Consider the following 24,491-nt stretch of genomic DNA (forward strand, 5'->3'; position numbering starts at 1 on the left):
TGGCAGGGTCGCTTCGAGGCTTCCGGTATTTCGTCCATCCTTCCGGTGTCGGCGGTGAACGTCGTCAGGATTTATGCGTATTTGGGAGACGACATTCGCAAGAGCACCGCTATGTGCACTGGGTTCGATCACCCCCCGCGCTTAGACGAATGGTAAGGAATTTTTGAGATCGTCCGAAACGAGTGTGCTGATCGCCCCGAGCTATGGCCGACGGGCTGAACCAGGCGGTTCGGATGGTGCAGCCCATTCTCGGTGTCGTGCGATCGCGTACATCTGGCTGGTCATGTCCTTCCACAACGCCGTTCGATCGCCGTTCCGTGCGTAGACTTGCGCCATGCTGTGCGTCGCGCCCGGGACATAGGTGAAGTCGGCGCGTCCACCGACCTTGCGGAAGGCGGCTTCGAGCCGGCGGACGGATCCGTCTAGATAATAGGAATCGAGCGCGCCGACCGTGAGGTGGACCTTGCCGTCCAGATCCCTCTTCAGGCGCGGCCAGTCCGTCTCGATGCGGTGACCGATATCATAATGGTCGCGCCAATAAGCCGCTACCTGCAGGTCGATCGCCCCGGTAGTGCGATCGAACAGGGAAGCGGGCGTGCCGTCGGAACTGCGCGGGGAGAAAACCCATTCGAACGAACGGAGCTGTCCGCCGTCAGGGCCCAAGACCGCTTCCAGCTTCGCTGCCTGCTCGATGGTCGTCCGGACGGTGCCCCGATCGCGTTCCAGCGGGCGCGCTGCGCCGGTGCCATCTCGGTACATGTTCGCACCCGACGCATAGAGGTCGACGCCGGTGAAGTTCCGGAAGTCAACGGGATCGGGTGAGGTAGGCCAGCTTCCACCAAACGATGCCGGGTGCTGTACCATCGTCCACAAGGCGAACCAGCCGCCCGAGCTGTGACCGGTGAGGAAGCGCCCCGATGGTTTCGCATCCATCCGGTAGCGGGCCTCCAACGCAGGTATCACCTCGCTGACCAGCGCCTGCCCCCAGGGTCCGGTGTTGACGCTATCAGCGAACTCGGTCGTTCCGATCGGAGTTGCGAAATCGAGCGACACCCAGATCATTGGCGGGATGACGCCCGTCTTCATCAAATGCCACTGGCTCGACAATTGCTGGCCATTGAGCTTGTGGTTCGCGCCAAAGCCTCCAGCCATGTAGATCGTGGGATAGCGCACGCGAGCCTTGGGATCATACCCAGGTGGCGTTAGCACCCAGGCGGCGATGGTCTGATCGGTACCGCGAAAATGCGTCAGCAGGGGCGAAGCGATTCGCTCGTCATGAAGATGCGGCCGCGACGCGGTGATCTGTTCGGCGGCGTGTGGCGGCAGTCCGGTAACGTCGAACTGACCGGGTTCGGGTGCCTCTATGTGGTCGAGCGGGATCGACGGCATCGACGCGAGCGGGAAGCGAACGGTCACTACCTTCGAAACCAGGTCGCCGCTTCCCCGCCCGCCATATCCATAGCTCGCATCGCGATCGAGCACCGCCTGCACCCGGTATGCGCCCGGCGTCAGGGTGGCAAAACCCTTCGGGAACGCTGTCTCGTCCGTATCGATCGTGACGCTGTGCCCAATGCTGAAACCAGCAACATCTCGAGCCGCTACGAACACGGCGTCAGGCCCGATATCCACCGTCTCGTCCTTCGCATTGTCCGACGTAGCCGGTTCCGCGAAAAGCAACAGCCGTCCGCGGGCATGGATGGCGACGTCGGGCGGCAAGGTAACCGTAAAGCGGGTTTCGGGAAGCGTGGCACCCAGCAGGGCGAAGGCAGAGACGAGAATGAGCAAGCGGCGCATGAAGGTCCTATCGATGGTCGGGCGATCCGGATGTCGGAACCGGATGCGCGATCCGAAGCTAACATATGTGTCTAATTCGCTATTTCCACTAGTCGACAACTCCGACCGATCTGCCCCTTCCCCGATGCGTGGAGCAAGGACGGCGATGGTCTGGATCTCGAATTCGATGGCAGATGCCAATCGAAAGAACGGACGGGGAGAGATCGCCGGCGAGTTGCGTACTAGGTATACGCGAGGCTATCTGGTGCCATTCCCTGTCGACCCGGTGTTCTTTGCTGACCGCGCTGCCCGCACATTCTTCGATCAGGTCGCAAATAAAGGGGCGGTGATGATCGTGACCATTTCCTCGGAGCGACCGGCACGCTTCAATGAGATGAAGCGCCGATTGGAGGGCGTCAGGCACAAAGCGCTGACGCAGGCACTCCGCCGGTTGAAGCGTAACGGACTGATCGCACGCCGAGTTCTCGCGACGTCGCCCGCTGCCGTGGAATATTCGCTCACGCCACTAGGACATTCTCTGCAAACACCGTTCCGGGCCGTGTATGACTGGTCGATCGAACATCGTGACGAACTCGAAGACGCTAAACGGTTCTACGACGAGAGGCAGTCGGATTGCCCCCCGATGGAATCATGAGAATGGATATAGCACCGAAAGTTCAGGATAAGTTCGACGTAGCTGTTCAGTGCCAGTCGGACGCGCGTGGGCCACGCAAGCGTGCTCGACGGCTGCCCATTGATCCGCAGCTTGTCGAACGCGTCGAGGTAGAACGCCAAGAATATCTCGTTGCACCGGCCCTGCAGATACCAAGCAATGGGGGCCAGCGCCGGCCACCAGTTCTCCCAATGTGGATTTCCGGTTCCCCGCCAGGTCAAGGCAAACGTGACTAGCACTACTTTGGCAGGTTGAAGGAACCGGTTGGGATCGTCGTTGATTCCGGTGGCATGAAGGGCTGACCGGGACAGTGCGTGATGGTGTCGAGCGATAGCTGGCGAGAGGATCTAGAGAGTTGGCTGGCGCCGTTTCCCGAGGGATTGACGCACCCGGCGCAACGGCGGATGTGTCCGGCGTACATTGCCGGCTCCGCCTGTTCCTGCCTGAAAGCTGGACAGACGATCCGGCGCGAATGAAACGCGCTCGGGTCCCGGCGGAGCGGCAATTGGTGATGAGCAAAGCCCGACATCGCCATGGCGGAGATAGACCGAGTGATGGCCGCAGGCGCCCGCTTCGGATGCGTGCTGGCTGATGCGGAGTACGGCCCAGGAGCGGCGTTCCGTCAGGCTTTGAGCGAGCGAGGACTGTCTTGGGCGGTCGGCCTGTCGTCTCGACAAACCGTCTACGCGGCCGATGTCGAATTGACCTTTCCGGCAGCACGCGGCGGAAGGCCGCGCAAATACCATATCCCCGACCAAGCACCGGTATCAGTTGCGGATATCCTAGCCAGCGAGGCGTGGCGGAAGGTCGCATGACGCCGCGGCACCAAGGGGCGGCTCATATGCCTGTTCGCCGCCCGGCGCGTTCGGATCGCCGAGGGCCACCGCCATCGTATGGCCGACAACCGCGTTCAGGCCATGCCTGGGGAGGAGGTCTGGCTGGTTGGCGAACGCCGTTCGAGTGGCGAGCGCAAAAACTATGCTTCCAATTTCCCGCCCGATACGCCGCTGCGTCAGCTAGCCGCTACAATCAAGGCGCGATGGGTCTGCGAGCAAGCCTACCAGCAACTAAAAGAGGAACCCGGGCTCGACCATTTCGAGGGTCGATCATGACCAGGATTGCACAGACATGCCTTGATGACGATGCTCGCCGACGCCTTCCTGCAATCCCGCCGCCTCAAGGCCGCGGGGCGGAAAAAAGAGTCGGTTGACCGCCTCGCAACCGATCCTGCCGGCGATCAGGCAGGCGATCCTCGATCGGCTAGCAAGACCGCCACCTATGCAGTGCCCGCACTGCCATAAGCCGCTGGCAACCGCCGACGAACCAACTCTGCCAAAGTAGTGCTAGGGCTCAGACCCACTCACAGCCAAAAGGCGACAGCCGTGGCGAGTGCGACAGCTGACAGGAAGTTAGCCACGAGCTTGTTGTACCGGATGGCGACGCGGCGGAAGTCCTTCAGGCGACAGAAGGCGTTCTCGACGAGGTGGCGGCTGCGGTATCGCTGTTTGTCATAGCCGATGGTTCGCTTTCGGTTGCGGCGCCCGGAGATGACGGGGATAGCACCAACTTCACGGAGCGACCGGCGCAGGCTATCGGCATCGTAGCCTTTGTCGCCGAGCAGGTACCGCATGCGACCGGCGCGGTCGAGGAGTGCGGGCGCGGCTTTGATGTCGCTGACGTTGCCTGGCGTCGGCATCAGCGCATAGGGACGACCAACGACGTCGGTGAGCGCATGTATATTCGTGGTCCAGCCGCCCCGCGACCGCCCGATCGCTTGCGCCGAGCGCCCCCTTTTGCGCCGAACGCCGCGCGTTGGATCTTGATGTACGTGCTGTCGATCGCGGTGCTCTTGGTCACCACGCCCGCGTCGACCAGCGCAGCGAGCAATTGCAGCCAGAACCCTCGCTGCGACCAGTGGTTGAAGCGATTGTAGATCGTCGTCGAAGGACCGTAGTCCGCCGGGCAGTCGCACCACCGGCAACCGACCTTGAGCACGTGGATAATCCCCGAGATCACCCGCCGGTCATCGACCCGCCGGGCACCAGGCTGGTTCTTCGGCAAACGCGGCTCGATCGCCGTCCACGCTCCGTCAAACAACCAGAACAATGCCATCTACTGCCTCCATCGTCACATACTTTGTGAATCAGGAAGCTCTACCCAGATCAATAGCCTGATTGGGTTGAGCCCTAGCGTTGTTTAGCGGAGAGGCAGCGCTCTGCCCTCTTGATGGCTCGGCCTACAGCCCTACTCCCGAGGCAGTTGATAAGCTAAACGGTGCCGCCTTTTGAGAAGGATCAATGACCTAACGGGCCTACCCTGTTGAGGATGAAAAGAATGACAATCGACGTTATCAATATCAATGCAGCGGTTCTTTATCGAAATCCTGGTAAGTATTCGCTGCAGATTTTATCGCCCGACAATGCTCCTGAAGCGAAAGTCACGATCACCCGCGTGACCATGGCTCCGGGAGCCTTATCGACAATGCACAGCCACGATCACGCCGAGCAAATCTGGATAATCGAACAGGGCGAGGGTACGGTCTTGCTCGCTGACGGAATGTCATCAGTTGTTTCGGCTGGTCAGCTGGTTCGAACGCCTCCGCGAACCGAACACGGCTTGAAGAACATCGGTAAAATTGAATTAGTCTATTTGTCTATAACGACGCCACCGGAAAACATGGCAAAGTTCTACGTCGATCATCAACCCCGAAGGCTATAGCAGCCCGGATCATACTACTCGAAACGGTCATAATCGAGTACGGTGTCCGCGTAGTTGCTGCGATGATCGACGCCGGTTGATCAAGCTCTCATCCGCGGCTTGCGGAGCGGCGCAGGGTTCTCGAAGAGGAAGGCTGAGCGGAAAGCCTGGGAGCGGATCAGCTTTCCAGACGGGTCGTCGAGGCGCTTTCCCACAACGTGTTCCCGAATGTGTTTTTCCGAACTGCCAGTTAGTGATTAAGAAACGTGACCGCTGCGGGTGCCTGGAGTGACCGGTTTTCGGCGGGCTGTTTCGATCTGCGCGACGGCCGAGATCGGGACTGCTGCAAACCGGCAGCTTCGTGACGCACGGTCGGCGGCTCCTGCAGATCCGGACGTTCGCGCCGTCACGAGGGAACGGCGATATCTGGTCGACTGCCACCGGAAACTCGTGGGAACATTGCGGCCGTTCCCGCAGCAGGGGTCAAACAGCAACTACCGACGAAAGCCGCCGTTCGCGATCTTTGCCGCATCACGCCGTCAAGCAAGCAGCTTTGGCCGCTAACTGCCCGACAGCTCTCGGGTCCCCCGCAAAGGCGGGGGCCGGCATCCTCCGCGGGACCATTGGTTCATTCCGTCGCGAGCCACGCCCCAGCATCGATCACATCGACCGGCCCGCCTACCAGCGTCCGCAGGACCCGTTCCACGTCGGCAAGCCGATCACCGCCAACCATCTCGGCCCAGGTCCGCCGCAGATCGTCTAGAATGGCTTGGCCCTGCGCCAGCATATCCTGGCCGTGTGACGTGAGCAGCAGCGGCCTGCGCCGACCATCGGCAGCATCGATCGCGCGCGTGACATAGCCCCGCGCCTCCAGCGTCGCGATCGTCTTGGCCGCCGCCTGCTTGGTGATGCGCAGCTTGCCCGCCAACGCCACCGCACTGTCCGTACCGCCCTGGATCGCGCGCATCGCGAATTCATGATTTGCGCGCACGTCGGGGTGTCCCCGCTTCGCGAGTTCGAGCGTGGCCGTATCCACCATCGCCCGAAAGCCGCCGAGCAACAGCAGTGCCAGGGCCGGTCCCGGCGGTACGCTCGACGGCGGCGTTGCGAAAGGAGGCGGAATAGGCACACGCCTAATAGACAACCCTATTGACTAAATGCAAGCCGAAGCAGATAGGCAACCTGGTTGTCTTTCAACGCGAGGAAATGCCAGATGCCTATCAACCCTGCCGGCCGCACGATCCCAGCCGCCACGCATCATCGCGGCGGCGTAAATGCCGCGGACATCCACTATGTCACAGCTGGCGACGCCGGCACTCCCGTACTGCTGGTCCATGGCTTTCCTGAAAGCTGGTGGGCGTTCCACGGCCTGATTCCGCTGCTTGCGCGCACGCACCGCGTCATTGCGGTGGACCTCCGCGGATTCGGCGATTCGAGCGCGGCGGCCCCCGAGGACGACAGCACGACAGCGGCCGAGGATTTGCATGCGCTGATTGCCCATCTGGGCCTCGGGCCGGTTCATTTGCTGGTGCAAGATATCAGTGGTGCCGCGGGGTTGCGCCTCTCTTTGCGTCATCCGGACAGCCTCCTCAGCCTGACCGGCGTTGAAACCGGGTTTGCGGGGTTCGGCCTCGAAATTGCCGCCGACATGAGTCGAGGCGGGGCATGGTACATCGGCCCGCTCGCCACGCCGCACGTCGCCGACACTTTCTTCCGCGGACGCGAGGCGGCGTTGATCGGCCAGTTCCTCCTGCCGGTCGCGGTCGCGGACCGAGAGTCGGTGTCCTCCGACAGCGTTGCCGAATTCGCCCGCGGCTATGCCCGCCAAGGGGGCTGGAGCGGCGCCGGCATGCTCTACGGTTCGATGGTAAAGGAAAGCGCGGATCTTCAGGCCCTGGCGGCGGCGCGCGCGACTGCGCTGCCGACGCTTGCCGTCGATCGGGCAGGCAGCGCGTTCACGGCCGATGCGCTTGGCGCCGCCCTTGGCGGTACGGTGCGTCATGCCCAGATCGCGAATGTCGGCCACTATATCGCCCAAGAGGCACCCGCGGCGCTGGCCGAGGCGCTCCTGCCGTTCTTCGCGGCTGTGGATGCACACGGGCATCTGCATGCCGATGCGGGCGACTAGTGCGCTTAACAGCCCGTCTAAACAACCACCCCTAGGATCGGAAGAACGGCTGCATTCAAGTCCTGCATTGGTTTGGCTGAAAGCGGATTTCGGTCGCTCTACTGCCGGACAACTTGGTGAGACGGGAATGGCTGGTTCATGGCAGAAGATGGTGTATCGCGGCGGCTGCATTTCGACAGCAGATGAGATTGCAGCCCCTTCACGTACGATGCTTGGACCGGGGTCGAACTGACCTCGTGCATCGAGGGAAGGAGTGAGAGCGATGGCGCATTTCGTGGGTCTGGACGTCTCGGTGAAGGAGACGTCGGTGTGCGTGGTGGACGATGCGGGCAAGGTGGTGTGCGAGCGCAAGGTACCGACCGAACCCGATGACATTGCCGTGCTGTTGACGTCGGTCGGTGGCGATTATGTTCGGGTCGGGATCGAGGCCGGGCCGCTGTCGCAGTGGTTGGTCAATGGCCTTAGCGAGGCGGGGCTGCCGGTTATCTGCGTCGAGACCCGCCACATGAAGGCGCTGTTGCAGGCGCAGCAGATCAACAAATCCGATCGCAACGATGCCCGCGGGATCGCCCAGATGATGCGGGTCGGCCTGTTCAAGCCGGTGCACGTGAAGACGCTGGCCGCGCAGGAACAGCGGATGCTGCTGACCAGTCGCAAGCTGGTGCAGCGCAAGCTGATCGACATCGAGTCCGACATGCACGGCACGTTGCGCAACTTCGGCCTCAAGGTCGGTGTCGTCAGTACGATCGGTTACGAGGCCCGGATTCGTCAGCTGGTCGAGAGTTTTCCGAGACTGGCGGCGATCGTCGAGCCGTTGCTGACGGTGCGGCGGGTGATGCGCCAGCAACTGGCCACCCTTCACAAGATGCTGCTCGATACGGTCCGGCATGATCCGGTCTGCAAACGGTTGATGACCGCGCCCGGCGTCGGCCCGGTGGTGGCTCTCACCTACCGTGCCTCGATCGACCAACCTCAGCGCTTCGTTCATTCCAGAGCGGTCGGCGCGCATCTCGGGTTGACGCCCCGGCGGCATCAGTCGGGCGAGGTCGACTATGACGGCGGCATCTCCAAGTCCGGCGACACCATGCTGCGAACGATGCTGTACGAAGCGGCGCAGATCCTGATGACCCAGAGCCGGCATTGGTCGTGGCTTAAGGCTTGGGGGATGAAGATCGCCCAGCGCCGCGGTATGCGGCGCGCCATCGTCGCCGTCGCACGCCGCCTGGCCGTCGTTCTCCACCGCATGTGGACGGACGGCGCCGACTTCCGCTGGGGAAGCGAACCCGGCACCGCGGTCGCGGTCGCCTGATACGATCTCAGAAAGGAGCTTTCACGGTTCTGCCTCGGCAGGAAGAGGTCCTCACGGGGACGAAGGTGGTGTGAGATCGTAATGGCCGCAGCCCTGTCGCCAGCGACAAGGGCGTCCAAAAGATTGATCCACACCGCTTTCTCTTACCCCATCATGGGGCGGCTACGTGCCGACCCCGGAGAGAAGCACGAACCCCGTGTGGCGATCTCAAGCCCGGCAGAAAAACAGTATTTGTACTTCGTCGCCTACCAATTCCTCAGACCGGCGCACTCGCGGCGGCGGAGAGTGGCCTGCGCCTGTTGACTCAGGCCGCGATAGAGAAGCGGCCATTCCCGCGCGAGGCGGGGAACGGCTTGAGTTGGTCGACTGCCTCGGAAGCTCGTGGACAAAACCGCTGCTTTAGACAGCAGACTGTAAAGGCGGCTTCCAACAGAAGCGGGCGTTCGACAAGCGATGGACAAACGCTGCGTTACAATTCGGCCCGCCGCTGGCCCTCAAGCCCCCCAAGTTGCCGTGCAGCTGCTTCGGCTGTGTCTTCGGGCCGCGTATTGAACGCGATCGCGGCATTCGGCGCTCCCTTGTGAACGAGGTTCACCACCATCTCGAAAAGACCGAGGCTCTTGGGTAGTAACCTCAAGCCACCCCCAATAACGACACAATCGTAAACTTCGCCGCGTAGAGCAGCCTCCAGTATGGCGCCACCCGCCGCATCGGGCGAAATCATGCAGGTATCGCCCTGCCAACCGCGCTCGCGGATCTTGTCGACCGCTATGGCGATGCCGGCGTTGATCTTGTCGGCGTCGAAGCCGGGCTGCAGCGACGGGTCCGAAAAGTCGACGGTCTCGGGCTTCTGCCCGACGAACAGGATGCGGGTCATGAGTAATCTCCTTCTAGGCGTTCAGAGTTCAGGCTGCCGTCCGCGCCGGGGCTGCATTCTCGGCAAAATCGCGATACGAACGTAGCGCGTGGTGGGCAGTGTCGTGAGGGGGGCGGTGATCTCGGCATCGGTGGTGATGGCGCCGTCCTGCGGATGAAGGGGCGTTCCGAAAGCTGGCATATTATGTCCATGAAGCCTGACCCACGTCAGCCGGTGGTGATCAACGGCGTTTTTCGCAACCATTGGTCGCTGGCCGTTTGATCGATCACGAAGCGGGCAACGTCGGCGCGCGAGATACTGCCACCATGGACCTTAGTAAGGTCGGTAGTCGCAAGTACCTCGCCGGTACCGGGCTTGTCGTTCAATATGGTCGGCCGAACGATGACCCATTCGAGCGCGCTGGCCATCACGATCGTCTCCTGCCGATCCTTGTCCTGATAGACCTTGCGCAGCATCAACGGCTGGAAGATCCAGTCGTAGAAAAAGCCCCCATGGCCCCTGCTGTCGCCGGCGCCCACGCCGGTGATGCAAACCAGCCGGCCGATCTTCTCGTGCCGCATCGCCGCGACGAGTTCGGTCGTCACGGAGGATAGCAACGTAACCTCGCGGACCGGGCTCATTGGCGTGCCAAGCGCGCTGATCACCGCTTCGCATCCCACGAGCGATCGTCGGAGTGCGGCTTGGTCACGCGCATCGCCTTCAAACAACCTTGCGCCGGGAAGCAAGCCGCGCGCCCTTTCCGATGATCGGACCAGCGCGTGAACGTCATGGCCGTCAGCGATTGCTTGACGAACGATCTCCTGCCCGGTCCCGCCGGTGCCTCCAATAACGAGCAACCTCATGCAAAACCCTTTCGTGTTAACTCGTTAAGACGCCTGTCGGATCGGACCCGGGCTGCGCCTGCAGTCAGGCGTGGATGCTGGCAGCGCGGTCGCAGCGAGACACGCTACACATCATTGTCTGGTCCCTCACGGTGCCGCTCCCACAGATATTTGCGTAAGAAATGCACCTGCTATGTCCAGTGCCTCGCCTGCTGCCTTCAACATGCTCACATTGCTTGGGAACACATGAACCATGCCTCCCCAGACGTGCACGCCCGCACGTCCGCCGGCGGCGGCGTTCATCCGCGTGGCATAGCGCAGGCTATCGTCAAGGAGGATCTCGTCCTCACCGACATGGATTTGTACTGCTGGCATGCCAGAAAGGTCGTCGTTGAGCGGTGAGGCCAAAGGTGCGCAGCGGCTGCGGTCGCCGAGATACAGCTTTGCCGCTTCCTCGAGCGCCTTCCGCGTCAGGAGCGGGTCGGCGGCCGCCCGGTTTTCCACGCTGGCGCCGGTCAAAGCCAAATCGGTCCAAGGCGACAGCACCATTGCACCAAGCGGTCGTGGCAGGTCTGACTTCCTGCAGACGCTGCGAAGCAGCGCCAGGGTTAGGCCGCCGCCAGCGGAATCGCCTGCCAGGGCGATCTGTCGGTGCCCGGCAGCCACCAGACCACGGTAGGTGGCGAGCGCATCATCGGTCGCCGCGGGAAACGGACGCTCGGGCGCCAACGCGTAATCGGCGACGAAGGCCGCCAATCGAGCCCGACTGACGATCTGCCCGACGAAATGACGGTATGCGCTGGCCGAGCCCACGATGTAGGCACCACCATGGAGATACAGGATGACGCCATCACCGCTTGGATCGGCCGGCCGGCACCACCAGCCCGGCACGCCGGCGACAGTGGCGGCTTCGTAAACGATGCCGTCGGCATGGGGAGTCCGCGCGATAAGCGCGTCGAACTCCGGGCGGGCAGCCGGCCCAAGTGTCCGCTCGCCGCCCAGTGCGAGCATCGCTCGCATCGCAAGCATCGACGCGCGGTCTGCGAGATGTTCGTCGTGAAAGATGGGGGTCATGAACGGAAGCTCCGGTCAGCGGGGAGGTTTGGGGCTGAAGCGCGGCGCCAGCGAGTAGGCTGGCGCCGTTTCTCCGCCTGCTCGGCTTCGCTTAATGCCGGCAGCAGCCCGCCTCTGTTTCCCGAATAGGTTGCAGGCGCTCAGCGCGCCCAGACCGCAGCGGTCTCGTCTGCGAAGGCACGGTAGCTGCGCGGCGCTTGGCCCAGCACCTCGGCGGTCGCGGCCAGTTCAGCCGCGCTCGCAACCGCGCCGTCCGACTGATAGCGCTTGAGCATCAGCACGAGGTCGCGCGCCATCCACGCGGGGGCATTGGCCTTCAACCGCTGCTCCAGCGTCTCGGTGTCATCACCGGGATAGCGGATCTCGAGCCCGAGCACCTCGCTCCAGAGCGTTGCGAGCGCCGCGCCATTCAGCGCGTCGGGGCCGACGAGCGGATACGAGATTGCGGGGAGAGGTGCATCCGCGCGCTCGCGGCGCAAAAGCTCGCGCGCTGCGGCAAGGCCGATGTCGCGGGTATCGACCATCGAGATACCCTTGGCCCCGACCGGCATCGCGTAGACGCCCGGGCCAAATAGCGCGTCTTTCTGCCGCACGTCGTTCTGCATGAAGTAGGCGGGCTGCAGGATCGTGGCAGGCAGATCCAGCGCGGCGATCATCCGCTCCACCGTCGCCTTGCCGGCGAAGTGCGGTACGTCGGCATAGGCCTCACCTCGGTAGACCGACAGGTAGACGATGCCTTTGACGCCAGCATCGCGTGCCGCGTCGATCGCGAGCATGGCCTGGGTCAGCTCGTCGGGCACGTTGGCCACGAGCAGGAACAGCGTCGAAACACCCACCAGCGCTTGGCGGATGCTATCGGGGTCTGCGAGATCGCCAGCGACGGCCTCGACGCCGGTCGGGAACGCGGCTTTCTCGGGCGAGCGCGTGAGAGCGCGGACGGTAGCGTCATCTCCCGCCAGATTTGCGAGGACCTGCTTGCCGATCGTGCCGGTTGCGCCTGTGACGAGGATGGTCATGGGATGTTCCTTGGAGTGTTCGACGGCCTGCTGCGTCTGGTTACACACTTAACCGTTCCAATTCGTCGCGGAAGGTGGCAGATATGGCACATGATGTTCCAAACATGAAACCATCACTCGATCTCGACGCTTTGAAGAGCTTCGATGTCATCGCGCTCCACGGCGGTTTAGGCGCTGCGACGCGTGCGACCGGTCGACCTAAGGCGACGCTCTCGCGCCATCTAGCGGAGCTCGAACGCGATCTTAAAGTGCGTCTTGTGGAGCGCGGCGAGCGACGACTGAAACTAACAGAAGAGGGTCGCCGCTTTCACGAGCGCACCCACGGCTTGCTGCTCGATATTGCCGATGCCGCAGACGCGGTGAGCAGCGGATCAGACGTGCCGCGCGGGCTCTTGCGCGTGAGCGCCCCGATGGTGCTTGCACACGTCACGCTCATGCCAGTCGCAAACCGCTTTTGCGCGCTCTATCCCGATGTCACGCTGGATCTGATCGCCGAAGACCGCCGTGTCGATCCGGTGGAGGACGGTTATGATGTCGTGATCCGCATCGATCCCGGTCCTGACGACCGGCTGGTCGGTCGACGGATCGCCTATGATCAACGACTGATTGTCGCAGCGCACGGCATCGGGAGTCCCGGAGAGGGCGCGGTGATTGAAGCAAAGGCGGTGATGATGGCGACCTCCACCGCCACTACCAGTTGGCGAATGCGGAAGCCCGACGGTAGCCTTCAAACGATCTTGCCTCAGGCGCGACTCAGATTGTCGTCTCTCTTGATGGTGCGAAACGCTACGATCGAGGGCCTCGGTGTGGCATTACTGCCCAAACTGTTGGTTCAATCCGATATCGACGCGGGACGCCTCACGTGTTGGGGCGTAGCCGACGGACCTCCGGTGGAGATTTGGGCGCTCCATTCTTCACGCCGACTGATCAGCGCAAAGGTACGTGCCTTCCTTGATGTGCTGGCAGAACCCGATGCGATGCGTGGCCGAGGTCAGGATGCGGTCTGAGCGCATCATAGCCGACCAATTGCGCTTTTTCGCGACGCCGACGGGTATCGCTTCGCATGTCCGTACGTCCGACGGTTTGGGCATTGTCCGTCCAGATTTGAGACTTCGGTTCTCGTCCTTCCTGATGGTGCGGGACGCCGTCCTTTCCGGAGCGGGCATCGCGCTCGTACCCAAGCTGTTTGTCGCAGACGATCTGGCTGCGGGCCGGCTGGTCTGCTGGGGAACGGCCGACGGACCAGAGGTCGAAACTGCGCTGCAGAACTCACGCCGCCTGTCGAGTTCGCGGATACGGGCGTTTCTCGAGGTGCTGACCGAAAGCATGACGTAAATTGCGGCCGTGGCATCTGTTCCGCCGTAACGCATTACGAAGTCGGCAGCCCCATCCGACCAGGGCTTTACCGCTTCCTAGGCGCGCGGTTGAGTATCTGGAACCGAGGGTCGCTGTGACGGCCATCGTTCATCGCCAGGAAACCTTGCAACGGCGCTTTTCGTGACGTTGTAACTTTGGAAAGTCAGCAAAGCACTTTCCGCTGACTGCCCAATGCAATCGGGTCGTCCTGCCAATGATGACCTTCCCGGGAATTCTCACGCATATAGTCGATGAAGGCGCGAACGGCAGGTGCCATTTCGCGTTGACTCGGGAACACAGCGTGGACGTCGACCGAGGGCAATGTCCACTCGTCGAAAAGCCTGACGAGCTGCCCCGAACCGAAGTCGGGCGCACACAGGAAACCCGATACCAGCCCAATGCCGGCACCATTCAGAATGAGCTTGTGGATCGTGAGCGCGTCGTTGACCTCGATCCGCGCCGACTGTTTGTGGACGATCGTTTCGTCTCCTTTGACGAAACACCAGTCGGACCGACGGCCATCCGCCGCGGACATGTCGATGAGGTCATGCTCCAGAAGGTCGTCGACCGCCATCGGCGTCCCGCGGCGCGCAAGATATTCGGGCGACGCGCAGGCGTAACGGCGGAGCACGCCGAGCTTTCTCGCGACGATCTGGGAGTTGGGCATTGGCCCCAGTCTAATTGCGACGTCGATGCGTTCGCTGACGAGATCCAGCGGCTGGCTGCTGAGGTCCAGTACGAGGTCGATCTTGGGATAGCGCAGCAAAAAGCCCGGTAAGATGTCGCCGAGCACCTTTATCCCAAAACCGATCCCGGTGCTGACACGCAGGCATCCACGTGGCCCATCCTGAAGGCTGCCGACATAATCGATCGTTTCCTCGAGCCGTCCCAGGAGCTCGGCACATTTTTCGAACAGAACTCTCCCCGATTCCGTCAACACGACCTCACGCGTCGTCCGCTGCAGGAGCCGCGTAGAGAGCTCTGCTTCCAGCCGCTGAACGCTTCGGCTGACGCTCGACTTCGGAAGCTCAAGCGCGCGGGCCGCGGCCGAAAAGCCTCGCAACGCTGCGACGCGCTCGAACACCCGCAAATCATTGAGGTCGATCATCCGGACACCCTTCCGCAGTAGGCGCGGCCTGTCCAGTCGCACACTGTCCCTCCGCAGGAACGGTGTGTTCAGCCAGCGGAGGTTCTCCGTTCCTTTGAAGTCGTTAAAATCCCTCCACAAAGGAAAGCTCGATGAACAGGCAGAACAGGCCCCGCTGCGAAAATCCCGGAACGGAACGTTGAGTGGCGCCACACTCGTCGTCGGCGCGGCAGGCAAGTTCGCGGGCCTTGTGCTGCCTGAGCTTCACGCACGCGGGGTCGCCATCCGGGCGCTGATCCATAATCCCGCCGACAGCGATGCCGTCAAAGCCCGTGGTGCGAGCGAGATCATTGCCGGTGACTTGGCAGACCGCGCGACGGTCCAACGTGCTTTGGCCGGCGTGAAGCGCGTCTTCTATATCGCACCTGCCTTCCTCACCAATGAGGTTGAGATTGGGCGGCAGTTCGTTGCGGCCTGCACTGCCGCGGATGTGAAGCGGCTCGTCTTTTCGTCGTTGATCCACCCGGTACTCGAAAACTTGCCCAACCACGCCGCCAAACCCCCGGTCGAGGCGGCGGTGTTAGACTCTGGTCTTGAGTACACCCTTCTTCATCCCAGCCTTTTCTTCCAGAATTATCTGGATGGTTGGAGCCGGATCGTCGCGACCGAGACGGTTGCCGAACCCTGGTCTTCCGACACGCGCTTCAGCCGCGTCGACTACCGCGACGTCGCCGAAGTCGCAGCGATCGCCTTGACTGAGGAGCGGCTCCTCTATGGGACGTTTGAGTTGTGCGCCGAGGGCCGGCTCGACCGGCACGACGTCGCCGCACTGATCGGCAAGGTGCTTGGCCGTCCAATTAAGGCGGCGCGGGTTGATCCCGACACGCTCGGCGAACGGGCCGCAGCGATGCGGCCGATGTTCGACCATTACGATCACCATGGCCTGCTCGGCAACGCGCTGACGTTGCGTGCGATCCTCGGCCGGGAGCCACGCACGCTGGAGGCATTTTTCGAAGAGCTAGCAACCGACCATTGGCACCGTTGACATGGCAGATGTCGCCGTAGCGCTGTCTCAAGTCGAGGTCCGCACTCGCTTCGGGCGAGATGGACAGGTGCCCGTCCTGCTCGGAGGAACCGAACACGTCGGCTCTATCCGCGAGCTGCGCATCGAGATGCAGCCGCTGTCAGTCTGGTCCGCAAGGGCGAGCCGCTGCGGCTGGAAATCCTGCACCCGAAATCCTCGATCGCCCGGGCACCGATATCGCATTGGCATGGTCAGACGGTGGGGACCGACGCCTGCCGTGACTATGCGGCATATCTTTTCCGTTCGAAATTCCAGGAGCGTCCACGATGACCGAACCCCATGATATTGTGATCGTCGGCGGCGGTTCGGCCGGCTGCGTGCTCGCGGCTCGGCTGAGTGCTGATCCGAATCGCCGGGTGCTGCTTATCGAAGGCGGCCCGGGATATCCGCCCGATGCCTATCCCGCCGATCTCACTGCCGGGAGTTTCGCGTCGATCGAACCCTATCGTAGCTGGGGATTTGCCAGTGTTCCGGGCCGGACCGGGCACGGGATCACCGCCCATGCCGGGCGCGTGCTCGGCGGCGGATCGGCCATCAACGGCGGCATATCACGCCGTGCCAGGCCGAACGATTTCGAGCGGTGGGTGGAGCACGGCCTGCCCGACTGGTCGTTCGAGCAGGTCGTCGGGACCTTCAAGTCGCTAGAGAACACCGAGGACGGCGTCGACCGCTGGCATGGTCGGTCGGGTCCGTGGCCCGTCCGCCATTCGCAGCCCGAGGAACTCGCCGCGCCGATCCGCGCCTTTCTCGACGCCACCGCGCAAGCTGGATATGCACTCGTCAGGGACTTCAACGATCCCGAACAGGCAGGCGGCTATGGCGGCGAGCCCAAAAATCTGGTCGATGGTTACCGCCAGAATACGGCGATGGTGTATCTGACCGAAGCCGTCCGCGCCCGGCCCAACCTGACGATCCAGTGCGACGCTACCGTGGATCGCATCGGTTTCGAGGGCAATCGCGCCACAACCGTGCGCCTGATCGACGGGCAGTCGATCTGGGGAAAAGAGATCATACTTTCGGCCGGCGTGTACGGCAGTCCCGCTGTCCTGCTGCGATCCGGGATCGGACCCGCGCATCATCTCGATGCATGCGGCATCGAGGTCGTGGCCGATCTGCCGGTCGGCGAGGCACTGCGCGATCAGCCGATGTACGTCCTTCATTACGTGCTCAAGCCTGACCCGGGCGCGGGTTCGGATGACGGCAGCGGCGTACTCTGGATAGCATCATCGAAAGCGGCCGATGGCGAGCTCGACCTTCAGCTTTCCATCTCCGTCCAGCCGGATCTCGACGCCGACGGCGCGCCGATCCGGGCGCTCAGCGTCTGGGCGACGGTCGTCGCGCCTCGTTCGGCCGGCACGGTGCGCCTGAAGAGCGCCGATCCGCGCGTCACGCCGCGGATCGACTATGCGCTTCTGTCGGACGAGTCCGATCGACGCCGATTGCATGAGCTGGCGCTAATCGCGCGGGACATCATGGCCCGGGAGCCAATCGCCAGTCTCGTTGTCGATGATGACTTGCGCGGGCCCGGCGCATCGCCCGACGAGCTCGATATTGCCATCCGCATCGGGCTGACAACCTTTCTTCACGGCACGTCCACTGTGCCTATGGGCGGTGACGACGATCCGGCCGCGGTCGTCGATGGCTGGGGGCGGGTGAAGGGCGTGCGGGGGCTTCGTGTCGTCGATGCGTCCATTTTTCCCGAGGCCGTGTCCGTTCCGGTCAACCTGACGACCATCATGGTCGCCGAGCGGGTTGCGGAGGCGATGTTGACACAAGCCCGAGCCGAAAACGCCTGATCTCAGCTAGAAGGAGCCGTCATGTCTTCCGTTCATTTCAAGCCGGACAGCGCCGCGCTCGTGCTGATCGACCATCAGGTCGGCACATCGCAGCTTATCAAGAATATCATGCCCGACACCGCGATCCGCAACGCCGTCCTGCTCGGCCACGCCGCGCTTGCCTACAGGATGCCGATCGTGATGACCTCAAGCCAGGAGGACCATGTCCAGGGCCCGATCCATCCGGCCATTCAGCAGGCGATGCCGGGGGCCTATGCAGTGCGTGTGAAACGCTCTGGCATCGTCAATGCCTGGACCGATCCTGCCTTCGTGAAGGCGATCGAGGCGACGGGACGTCGCCAGCTCATCATGGCCGCGGTGACAACCGACATCTGCCTGGTCTTCCCGGCGATCAGCGCGGTCGAGGCCGGCTATGAGGTGCAGGCTGTGATGGATGCGTCTGGCACCGATACAGCGATCGGCGAGGACATGGCGCGGCGACGGATGGAACGCGCCGGCGTCTGGCTAACGTCGACCAACACGATGGTCGCCGAACTCGTACAGGACTGGAGCACGCCTCAAGGTGGTCCGCTGGTCATGGAGATGACCGCCATCGCGCCGATGTTGCCGGTGAAGTGGACGAGCGCATGACCGGCGGGCTTCCCATTCCCGGCTTGCGTAGCGAGACGCGGACGGTGGACGGCGTCCGCTTGCACTATTGGATCGGCGGCGATCCCGTCGGCCAGCCGGTGATCCTGTGGCACGGCTTCCTGTCCACCGCTTATGCGTGGCATAAGGTCGCGCCCGCGCTGGCAGAAGCCGGTATGGCAGTGCTCGTCCCCGACATGCGCGGCTATGGCGACAGCGACAAGCCAGCCGGAACCACCGGATATGACGCGCGCGCGCTGGCCGACGAGATGCGTGCGCTCGTCGCCGCGATCGGTTTCGGCGGCCGTCGTCAGATCATCCTCGCTGCGCACGACATGGGGGCACTCCCCGCGCTGATCTGGGCGGCGGACCACCCGCAAGAGGTCGCCGGACTACTTTACATCGAAGCACCTGTGATGCTCGGCGAAGTGCTGCGCAAGGTCATCACCTACACCCCGCAGGCGATGGCAAACGGGTCGATGTGGTGGTGGATCCTGCCGCTCGCGCCGGGCGTCCCCGAGCGGCTGATCGTGGGCAACGAGCGCGCCTTCCTGACTTGGTTCTATGAAGGGGCAACGGTGCACCCCGAAGTGTTCGACGATGCGACCGTCGACGAATATCTGCGGACCTTCGCGGGGCGCGAAGGCGTGCTCGGCGCGCTTGGCATCTACCGCGCCGCGTTCACGAGCATAGACCAGACCGAACCGCTGATGCTTGCCAAAGTAGCCGTCCCGGTTGTCGCCATCGGCGGCGTGAAGGGGATGGGCGATAAGGTGGGCGAGATGGTGCGGATGGTCGCCGCCAATGTCGCGGCCGAAACGCTGAGCGAGGCCGGCCACTTCGTTCCCGAAGAAGCCCCCGACGCCGTCGTCCGTCACATCCGCGCTATCGCCGCAACCCTGTCCTGAAAGGAATATCCATGACCGACCATTCGATCACGTCCACGCCCGCCGAAACGCCGATCCCGGCGGACGATCTCAACCGGATGCTCACTGTCATCGATCCAGACGATCCGCAGGCCCGTCACATTTCTCTCGTGGGCGATACCTACACCATCCTCGTGTCGGGCGCGCAGACCGACGGGCGCTACTGCCTGATCGACATGCTCGTTCCCGACGGCAGCGGGCCGCCCCCCCATCGGCATGATTTCGAGGAGATGTTCTCGCTGCTCGAGGGAGAACTCGAATTCACGTTTCGCGGGGAAACCCAGACCGTGAAGGCACCCATGTCGGTTAACATCCCGGCCAATGCACCGCACGTCTTCAAGAACGTCTCCGGAAAGACCGTGCACATGCTCTGCATGTGCACGCCCGCCGGTCAGGAGGAGTTCTTCATGGCAGTCGGCGTGCCCGTCGACAGCCGTGATTCGTCGCCGCCGAAGCTCGACAAGAAGGAGCAGGCCGCCAAGGGTCAATTGGCGATGGAACTCGCTCCCAAATACCGCACCGAGATGCTGGTCTAAGGGAATATCGCAATGAAGCTCTACTGGGGTCCACACACTTGCGCGATCGGTATCCACATCCTGCTGGAGGAGATCGGCGCACCGTACGAGACCGAGCAGCTCGACGTCGCGGGCGGTGCCACGCACCGCCCGCCCTTCTCGGGGCTGAACCCGAAGGGCAAGGTGCCTACGCTCGTTCGCGACGACGGAACGGTGCTCACCGAGTTCGCGGCGATCGCGACCTGGCTGGCGCGCATGAACCCTGCGAAGGCGCTGCTACCCACCGATCACGACCTCGAGGCACGCGCAGTCGAGACCATCGCTTACATCGAAGGTACGATTCACGGCCAGGGCTACGCACGCATCTTCAACCCCAAGGCATTCGAGCCGCAAGACGTCGTCCATCAGACGATCGGGCTTGGAAGCGGATCGGTATCCGCGCAGGGCAGGAAGATGGTCGAGGAGGGCTTCGCCATCCTCGACCCGCAGCTCGGTCATCACGCCTTCGCGGTCGCCGACACCTTCACCATCGCGGACGCGGCGCTTTTCTACGCGGAACGCTGGGCACCGCAGCACGACATAATCCTGCCGGTCAACATTCAGCGTCATTATGAGATGATGCTGGACAGACCGGCAATCCGGAAAGTCCGACAGCTATGGGGTGAAGCATGACCAAACTCAGCAGCACCTGCCATAACGAACATTTGCTCGACCGTGCCGCGATGCTGGCGATGCGCGGGATACTTGCGCTTCAGCCAGAGGCGAAGTTCGGGCCGGACGCTCGACCGGCGTTCGATACGTTGATGGAGCGCACCCCAGCCGCAGATGACGTGGAGTACGTGCAGGCCGAGGTTGGCGGTGTGGCGGGCTGGTGGTGCCGACCTGACCGAGCGATACCGGGCGTCGCCATCCTGTACCTTCATGGTGGTGCCTATGTCGCCGGATCGGCCACGGCTTATCGTCATTTCGTCGGGCAGATCGCGGCACGTACCGGCATCGCCACCTTCATCGCGGACTATGGCCTTGCTCCTGAACGGCCGTTTCCCGCCGCAGTCCACGATGCGCAGTCAGCTTATCGCGGGATGGCTGATGCGGGATATCGACGGATTGCATTGGCGGGGGACTCCGCCGGTGGCGGTCTCACTCTCGTGCTTCTCGCCGAGGCGACGGCGCAAGCCCGCGAAGGGCGATATCCGCGCCCGCTCGGCGCGGTGGCGATGTCTCCGTGGGCGGACTTGACCTTGAGCGGTGCCAGTATGGAGACCCGGGCTTCCGCGGATCCGCTGCTGAGCCAAGCGACCCTGGATGCCGCTGCGTCGTTGTACGTGGGCGCGGCCGATCGAGGCGATCCATTGATCTCACCGATATTCGGCGACTTGTCCGGTCTCCCGCCGGTCTGCCTGCACGTCGGCGAGGACGAAATATTGCTCGACGATGCTCGCCGCTACGCCGAGCGCCTGGCCGCTGCCGGGGGATATGCCGAGCTCAACGTTTGGAAGGGCATGGTTCACGTCTTTCCGGCAAACGTTGCGATGTTGCGTGGAGCCGTTGAGGCCTTGGACGATGTGGGCAGGTTCCTGCGCGCACTGCTTGGATTAAAGTGCGTTCGACCGACGCGTCCTCGCGACAATATGTCACCAAATCCAAACCTTAGCTGAGATCAGTAGTTGATTATGGTTCCCACTGTTCTCGTGCCCGGCTTGCTGTGCTCCGCCGAGGTGTTCGCTCCACAAAGTGCAGCCTTATGGTCAGACAGCCCGGTCATGGTCGCTTCGACCCTGAAGGGGCAGACGATCGAGGAGATTGCATTCTTCACACTGTGGATCGGCGCCGAAACTTGGGCCCAGTAAATCTTTGCCAAGCCGTTGTATTTACGCCAAAGATTTATTTAACCCGGAGTCTCGATCGGCGCCGATCTGGAACCCTTTAATAGCCAATACTTTCCAAAAGATTACTGGTAGTTGCCGCACTTTGAACGGGATCCCGCTTTCGGCACTGATCCACATTGCGGCACGTTGGACCCCACGACAATTTCACTGGAGAAGCGAACTCCTCAGCGTGAGCTGGAGGATGACGCTTCGCGGCGTGCTCGCGCCGCCAAGGATATCGCCGGCCACCACGCTGCCTGTTCCCGTGCCCCGCGCAGTCGCACCGACGACCGAGCCGCCGATGATCACCAGCTTGTTCGTCAGGTTGCGGCCAATCAGTGCGAGATCCCACGACTTGTTCCGCCCGCCGTTCAGCGAAATCACGCCGTTCAGTTGCCAGTAAGATTCCTGCCGGGTGAACGGATTACCCTCGGTCTGGGTGACGTAGCTGCTCGAGTAATTGGTATCGATCGCGAACGAGGCGCCGAGCTTGTCGCCGAAGCTATGATCGTAGACGATGCCGGCGGTGAGCGCGAACTCAGGCGCCCGGAACAGCTGTTGTCCGGTCTGATCCTGGTTCTGGTAGGGGTTGGCGGCGGTGCCGAACGTTGCTGGCGCCCGTGTTGGGAATTGCGGGTTCAGATCGCACCCTGCCGCAATCGACTGCCCGGCATAACAGCCGCCGATGAAATCGGTGTAGCGCGCCTTGTTATATGCCAGCGCGGTGCTGGCGGAGAAGCCCGGCAGGACCTTGGGGCGATAGGTCACGCTCAGTTCGACGCCCTTCGTATCGGCACCGCCGGCGTTCTGGGTAAGCTGCGTGAACGACGCGTTGTCGTATCGGGAAAGCTGCAACCCGTTGTATTTATAATAGAAACCGACCAGATCATACGTGATCTGGCGATCCGCCAGATACCCCTTTAGGCCGACCTCGCCCCCGCGCGCGAGCATCTGGCCATAAGACAGATCGACGCGTGGTGGCGTCTGGTTGACGGTAGAACGAAGCGTCGTCGGAACGGTGTTGAACCCGCCCGACGTGAACCCTTCGCGGTACGCGGCATAGGCAGTCAGATCGCTGGTGGGCCGATAGGTGAGCGTCACCTCGGGAGAAAAGTTATGATATCTGCGCTTCGGCGTCAGCACGTCGATCGGGCTGGCGAACGAGGTACCGGTCAGCGACTTGCGCTCCCAGGAATAGCGCCCGCCGACCGCCAGCTCGAGCCGGTCGAGCAGCTTGTACCGCCCTTGCGCGAACGCCGAGGTGGCGACGGTATGAACGTCGTAATAGGTCGAGCCGACCAGGAACGGGGCACCGAAATCCACCCCGAACGCCTGCCGGATCTGGAAATGCGCGTCCTGGTAGAAGCCCCCGAGCAGGAAGTTGAACGGCCCGTCATAGTCCGATGCCAGCCGCAGTTCCTGGCTGAAGGCCTTGGCGACGAGGTCGTTCGACGCGGCGAAATACGGCACGTTCGAAAAGGTGAAAGGATCGACCGACTTTTCCGCCAGGCGGTAATAGCCCGACACCGCCGACAGCGTCAGCGTATCGGCAATGTCCTGGTCCGCCGACAGCGAACCGAGGAACTGGTTCGATTTCGAAAACGGAACGCCGTCGCCGAACGTCGGATCGAGCGCCGTCACGCGCGCTGGAATGATCTCGCTGTAGAAAGTACGGTTGAGCTTGCAGTCCGTCGCTCCGAACCGGCTGACCCCGCCGGGGCACGAGGCGATCTGAGTCAGGCCGGTCGGGCCGACCCCGTCGCGATTGCGCTCGCCGTAATTGACCTTGGCCTTGAGGCGGGTCGCGCCGCCGGGCGCGTCGTAGGTGACCGTGCCTCGCACGAAGACAGTCTCGGCGTTGAGCGATTTCGCCGCCGGCCCCGGAGTCACGTTGGCGATCGGCACGGCGATGTTGCGGAACCAGCCGTCTTCCTTCGAATAATAGCCGACGAGCCGCGCACCGACGGTGTCGGAAACCGGGCTCGAAACCACCGCTTCGACGAAACGTTGCTTGGCATAGGCTTCGTAACCCGCACGAAGTTGCGATTCGAAGACCTTGCCCGGATCCTGCGAGATCAGCGAGATGATGCCGCCAGGACTGTTCTTGCCATAGAATAAGGCCTGTGGGCCCTTCAGCACCTCGACCCTATCCAGATCGATCTGGCCGAGCCGGATGGCATTGCCGTAGCTAATAGGCACGCCGTCGAGGTTGAGCGTCACCGCGGTTTCCGTCGACGGATTCGAGATACCGGCGCCGATCCCGCGCAGGTTGATCGACCCGCCGACCTGGTTCTGCGATTCGGCGATCACGAGCTGTGGAACCTGCTGGCTGATGGCGGTGAGCGTATTCGTCGAATAGCGCTGGAGCTGTTCGGTCGACAACGCCGAGATCGCGATCGGGACGTCGAGCAGTCGTTCGGTCCGCTTGCGGGCGGTGACGATAATATCGTTGGCGTCGAGCTTGGCGGCAGCATTGGCAGCAGAGCTTTGCGCGCCAGCTTCCGGCCCGGTCTGCCCGATTGCCAGATCGGGGTATGCTATACAGCTCGCCGTGGCCATCAAGCCAACTACCCGAAAGGTGGAATAACGACCCACAGACTTCACTCCCCCTACGAGCGCGCGGCCCTGAGGGCTTTGCCGCCGGCCGCGCATCTCCGGGTTCGATGCATGTCGAACCCTCCCCACGCCATAGATCGAAGGATCGCGACTGCGTACAACGTCAATTGCGTTGGCAATCCATTGATCGCGTACACGATGGAAACACGCGATCGCATCGTGTATCATCGTGTATCTATGCCGCGCGACAGGCGCGGGATGTCGGTTTACACCTGTTCAATAACGCCGTTCAGCGAGCCCTCCTTCGA

At 62.6% G+C, this 24,491-nt stretch carries 22 protein-coding genes and 1 pseudogene; 14 read left to right on the forward strand and 9 right to left on the reverse strand.

Going from position 1 to position 24,491, the window contains the following annotated elements:
* Positions 1–201: 201 nt before the first annotated feature.
* Positions 202–1,794: an alpha/beta hydrolase-fold protein gene (locus tag BM244_RS20405; RefSeq protein WP_093400759.1), complete on the reverse strand. Its 1,593-nt coding sequence runs from the start codon at positions 1,792–1,794 to the stop codon at positions 202–204.
* 166 nt (positions 1,795–1,960) lie between these two features.
* Between BM244_RS20405 and BM244_RS20410 the strand changes: the two genes are divergently transcribed.
* Both BM244_RS20410 and BM244_RS23685 read left to right on the forward strand, forming a co-directional pair.
* Positions 1,961–2,428, forward strand: a complete 468-nt coding sequence (locus BM244_RS20410; protein ID WP_093400842.1) for a winged helix-turn-helix transcriptional regulator — start codon at positions 1,961–1,963, stop codon at positions 2,426–2,428.
* A gap of 445 nt (positions 2,429–2,873) precedes the next feature.
* A pseudogene (locus BM244_RS23685) lies at positions 2,874–3,747 on the forward strand (IS701 family transposase); the annotation flags it as partial.
* Positions 3,748–3,806: 59 nt separating this feature from the next.
* Here BM244_RS23685 and BM244_RS20420 read toward each other — a convergent pair.
* A protein-coding gene (locus BM244_RS20420) for an IS5 family transposase (protein ID WP_093400760.1) occupies positions 3,807–4,558 on the reverse strand; the annotation gives its coding sequence in 2 pieces (ribosomal slippage) (positions 3,807–4,231 and positions 4,231–4,558; 753 coding nt in all).
* A gap of 222 nt (positions 4,559–4,780) precedes the next feature.
* Here BM244_RS20420 and BM244_RS20425 point away from each other — a divergent pair.
* Positions 4,781–5,164, forward strand: coding sequence for a cupin domain-containing protein (locus tag BM244_RS20425; RefSeq protein WP_175518336.1), 384 nt, complete (start codon positions 4,781–4,783; stop codon positions 5,162–5,164).
* Between the two features lie 607 nt (positions 5,165–5,771).
* On the opposite strand, the gene BM244_RS20430 is transcribed toward BM244_RS20425, so the two are convergent.
* Positions 5,772–6,272 (reverse strand): MarR family winged helix-turn-helix transcriptional regulator, encoded by a 501-nt coding sequence (locus BM244_RS20430; RefSeq protein WP_217649182.1) that lies wholly within the window; start codon positions 6,270–6,272, stop codon positions 5,772–5,774.
* An 84-nt stretch (positions 6,273–6,356) separates the two neighbouring features.
* Between BM244_RS20430 and BM244_RS20435 the strand changes: the two genes are divergently transcribed.
* Together BM244_RS20435 and BM244_RS20440 are read left to right on the forward strand one after the other, a co-directional pair.
* Positions 6,357–7,271: an alpha/beta fold hydrolase gene (locus BM244_RS20435; protein ID WP_093400763.1), complete on the forward strand. Its 915-nt coding sequence runs from the start codon at positions 6,357–6,359 to the stop codon at positions 7,269–7,271.
* Positions 7,272–7,533: 262 nt separating this feature from the next.
* Positions 7,534–8,580, forward strand: a complete 1,047-nt coding sequence (locus BM244_RS20440) for an IS110 family RNA-guided transposase (protein ID WP_093400764.1) — start codon at positions 7,534–7,536, stop codon at positions 8,578–8,580.
* A gap of 469 nt (positions 8,581–9,049) precedes the next feature.
* On the opposite strand, the gene BM244_RS20445 is transcribed toward BM244_RS20440, so the two are convergent.
* The 4 genes from BM244_RS20445 to BM244_RS20460 form a co-directional block, all read right to left on the reverse strand.
* A complete protein-coding gene (locus tag BM244_RS20445; RefSeq protein WP_093400765.1) occupies positions 9,050–9,457 on the reverse strand; it encodes a hypothetical protein in 408 nt (135 codons plus the stop codon).
* A 206-nt stretch (positions 9,458–9,663) separates the two neighbouring features.
* The gene (locus BM244_RS20450) at positions 9,664–10,299 is read right to left on the reverse strand and encodes an NAD(P)-dependent oxidoreductase (protein ID WP_093400766.1); all 636 of its coding nucleotides are present in this window, start codon (positions 10,297–10,299) and stop codon (positions 9,664–9,666) included.
* A 126-nt stretch (positions 10,300–10,425) separates the two neighbouring features.
* A complete protein-coding gene (locus BM244_RS20455) occupies positions 10,426–11,352 on the reverse strand; it encodes an alpha/beta hydrolase (protein ID WP_254784670.1) in 927 nt (308 codons plus the stop codon).
* Positions 11,353–11,492: 140 nt separating this feature from the next.
* Entirely contained in the window at positions 11,493–12,368 is an 876-nt protein-coding gene (locus BM244_RS20460) for an NmrA/HSCARG family protein (RefSeq protein ID WP_093400767.1), read from the reverse strand.
* A gap of 104 nt (positions 12,369–12,472) precedes the next feature.
* Between BM244_RS20460 and BM244_RS20465 the strand changes: the two genes are divergently transcribed.
* Together BM244_RS20465 and BM244_RS20470 are read left to right on the forward strand one after the other, a co-directional pair.
* Positions 12,473–13,375, forward strand: coding sequence for a LysR family transcriptional regulator (locus BM244_RS20465; protein WP_093400768.1), 903 nt, complete (start codon positions 12,473–12,475; stop codon positions 13,373–13,375).
* Positions 13,376–13,394: 19 nt separating this feature from the next.
* On the forward strand, positions 13,395–13,703 hold the full coding sequence (locus tag BM244_RS20470) for a LysR substrate-binding domain-containing protein (RefSeq protein ID WP_254784672.1): 309 nt from the start codon (positions 13,395–13,397) through the stop codon (positions 13,701–13,703).
* 184 nt (positions 13,704–13,887) lie between these two features.
* Here the strand turns inward: BM244_RS20470 and BM244_RS20475 are convergent, their stop codons facing one another.
* Complete coding sequence (locus tag BM244_RS20475; RefSeq protein WP_093400770.1) at positions 13,888–14,832, reverse strand: LysR family transcriptional regulator; 945 nt, start codon at positions 14,830–14,832, stop codon at positions 13,888–13,890.
* A 64-nt stretch (positions 14,833–14,896) separates the two neighbouring features.
* On the opposite strand from BM244_RS20475, the gene BM244_RS20480 reads away from it, so the two are divergent.
* The 7 genes from BM244_RS20480 (at position 14,897) to BM244_RS20510 (ending at position 21,417) form a co-directional block, all read left to right on the forward strand.
* On the forward strand, positions 14,897–15,856 hold the full coding sequence (locus BM244_RS20480; RefSeq protein ID WP_217649183.1) for an NmrA family NAD(P)-binding protein: 960 nt from the start codon (positions 14,897–14,899) through the stop codon (positions 15,854–15,856).
* 305 nt (positions 15,857–16,161) lie between these two features.
* A complete protein-coding gene (locus BM244_RS20485) occupies positions 16,162–17,691 on the forward strand; it encodes a GMC family oxidoreductase (RefSeq protein WP_093400772.1) in 1,530 nt (509 codons plus the stop codon).
* A gap of 21 nt (positions 17,692–17,712) precedes the next feature.
* Complete coding sequence (locus tag BM244_RS20490) at positions 17,713–18,321, forward strand: isochorismatase family protein (RefSeq protein WP_093400773.1); 609 nt, start codon at positions 17,713–17,715, stop codon at positions 18,319–18,321.
* Positions 18,318–19,226: an alpha/beta fold hydrolase gene (locus BM244_RS20495; RefSeq protein ID WP_139227004.1), complete on the forward strand. Its 909-nt coding sequence runs from the start codon at positions 18,318–18,320 to the stop codon at positions 19,224–19,226. The genes BM244_RS20490 and BM244_RS20495 overlap by 4 nt, the downstream gene beginning before the upstream one ends.
* Before the next feature lie 11 nt (positions 19,227–19,237).
* The gene (locus tag BM244_RS20500) at positions 19,238–19,780 is read left to right on the forward strand and encodes a cupin domain-containing protein (RefSeq protein ID WP_093400775.1); all 543 of its coding nucleotides are present in this window, start codon (positions 19,238–19,240) and stop codon (positions 19,778–19,780) included.
* A gap of 12 nt (positions 19,781–19,792) precedes the next feature.
* Positions 19,793–20,431 carry a glutathione S-transferase family protein gene (locus tag BM244_RS20505; protein WP_093400776.1) on the forward strand — a complete coding sequence of 213 codons (639 nt, stop codon included), beginning with the start codon at positions 19,793–19,795 and terminating at the stop codon, positions 20,429–20,431.
* The gene (locus tag BM244_RS20510; protein WP_093400777.1) at positions 20,428–21,417 is read left to right on the forward strand and encodes an alpha/beta hydrolase; all 990 of its coding nucleotides are present in this window, start codon (positions 20,428–20,430) and stop codon (positions 21,415–21,417) included. Before BM244_RS20505 ends, BM244_RS20510 begins: the two co-directional genes overlap by 4 nt.
* A 375-nt stretch (positions 21,418–21,792) precedes the next feature.
* Here the strand turns inward: BM244_RS20510 and BM244_RS20515 are convergent, their stop codons facing one another.
* Positions 21,793–24,186 (reverse strand): TonB-dependent receptor, encoded by a 2,394-nt coding sequence (locus BM244_RS20515; protein WP_093400778.1) that lies wholly within the window; start codon positions 24,184–24,186, stop codon positions 21,793–21,795.
* Positions 24,187–24,491 lie beyond the last annotated feature (305 nt).

This window comes from Sphingomonas sp. OK281, assembly GCF_900115295.1.
GTDB lineage: Bacteria > Pseudomonadota > Alphaproteobacteria > Sphingomonadales > Sphingomonadaceae > Sphingomonas.

Excerpts from the sequence above, each read along its gene's own strand:
- BM244_RS20405 (WP_093400759.1), bottom strand. The coding sequence starts at position 1,794 with ATGCGCCGCTTGCTCATTCTCGTCTCTGCCTTCGCCCTGCTGGGTGCC.
- BM244_RS20410 (WP_093400842.1), top strand. The coding sequence starts at position 1,961 with ATGGCAGATGCCAATCGAAAGAACGGACGGGGAGAGATCGCCGGCGAG.
- BM244_RS20425 (WP_175518336.1), top strand. The coding sequence starts at position 4,781 with ATGACAATCGACGTTATCAATATCAATGCAGCGGTTCTTTATCGAAAT.
- BM244_RS20435 (WP_093400763.1), top strand. The coding sequence starts at position 6,357 with ATGCCTATCAACCCTGCCGGCCGCACGATCCCAGCCGCCACGCATCAT.
- BM244_RS20440 (WP_093400764.1), top strand. The coding sequence starts at position 7,534 with ATGGCGCATTTCGTGGGTCTGGACGTCTCGGTGAAGGAGACGTCGGTG.
- BM244_RS20445 (WP_093400765.1), bottom strand. The coding sequence starts at position 9,457 with ATGACCCGCATCCTGTTCGTCGGGCAGAAGCCCGAGACCGTCGACTTT.
- BM244_RS20450 (WP_093400766.1), bottom strand. The coding sequence starts at position 10,299 with ATGAGGTTGCTCGTTATTGGAGGCACCGGCGGGACCGGGCAGGAGATC.
- BM244_RS20455 (WP_254784670.1), bottom strand. The coding sequence starts at position 11,352 with ATGACCCCCATCTTTCACGACGAACATCTCGCAGACCGCGCGTCGATG.
- BM244_RS20460 (WP_093400767.1), bottom strand. The coding sequence starts at position 12,368 with ATGACCATCCTCGTCACAGGCGCAACCGGCACGATCGGCAAGCAGGTC.
- BM244_RS20465 (WP_093400768.1), top strand. The coding sequence starts at position 12,473 with ATGAAACCATCACTCGATCTCGACGCTTTGAAGAGCTTCGATGTCATC.
- BM244_RS20475 (WP_093400770.1), bottom strand. The coding sequence starts at position 14,832 with ATGATCGACCTCAATGATTTGCGGGTGTTCGAGCGCGTCGCAGCGTTG.
- BM244_RS20485 (WP_093400772.1), top strand. The coding sequence starts at position 16,162 with ATGACCGAACCCCATGATATTGTGATCGTCGGCGGCGGTTCGGCCGGC.
- BM244_RS20490 (WP_093400773.1), top strand. The coding sequence starts at position 17,713 with ATGTCTTCCGTTCATTTCAAGCCGGACAGCGCCGCGCTCGTGCTGATC.
- BM244_RS20495 (WP_139227004.1), top strand. The coding sequence starts at position 18,318 with ATGACCGGCGGGCTTCCCATTCCCGGCTTGCGTAGCGAGACGCGGACG.
- BM244_RS20500 (WP_093400775.1), top strand. The coding sequence starts at position 19,238 with ATGACCGACCATTCGATCACGTCCACGCCCGCCGAAACGCCGATCCCG.
- BM244_RS20505 (WP_093400776.1), top strand. The coding sequence starts at position 19,793 with ATGAAGCTCTACTGGGGTCCACACACTTGCGCGATCGGTATCCACATC.
- BM244_RS20510 (WP_093400777.1), top strand. The coding sequence starts at position 20,428 with ATGACCAAACTCAGCAGCACCTGCCATAACGAACATTTGCTCGACCGT.
- BM244_RS20515 (WP_093400778.1), bottom strand. The coding sequence starts at position 24,186 with ATGGCCACGGCGAGCTGTATAGCATACCCCGATCTGGCAATCGGGCAG.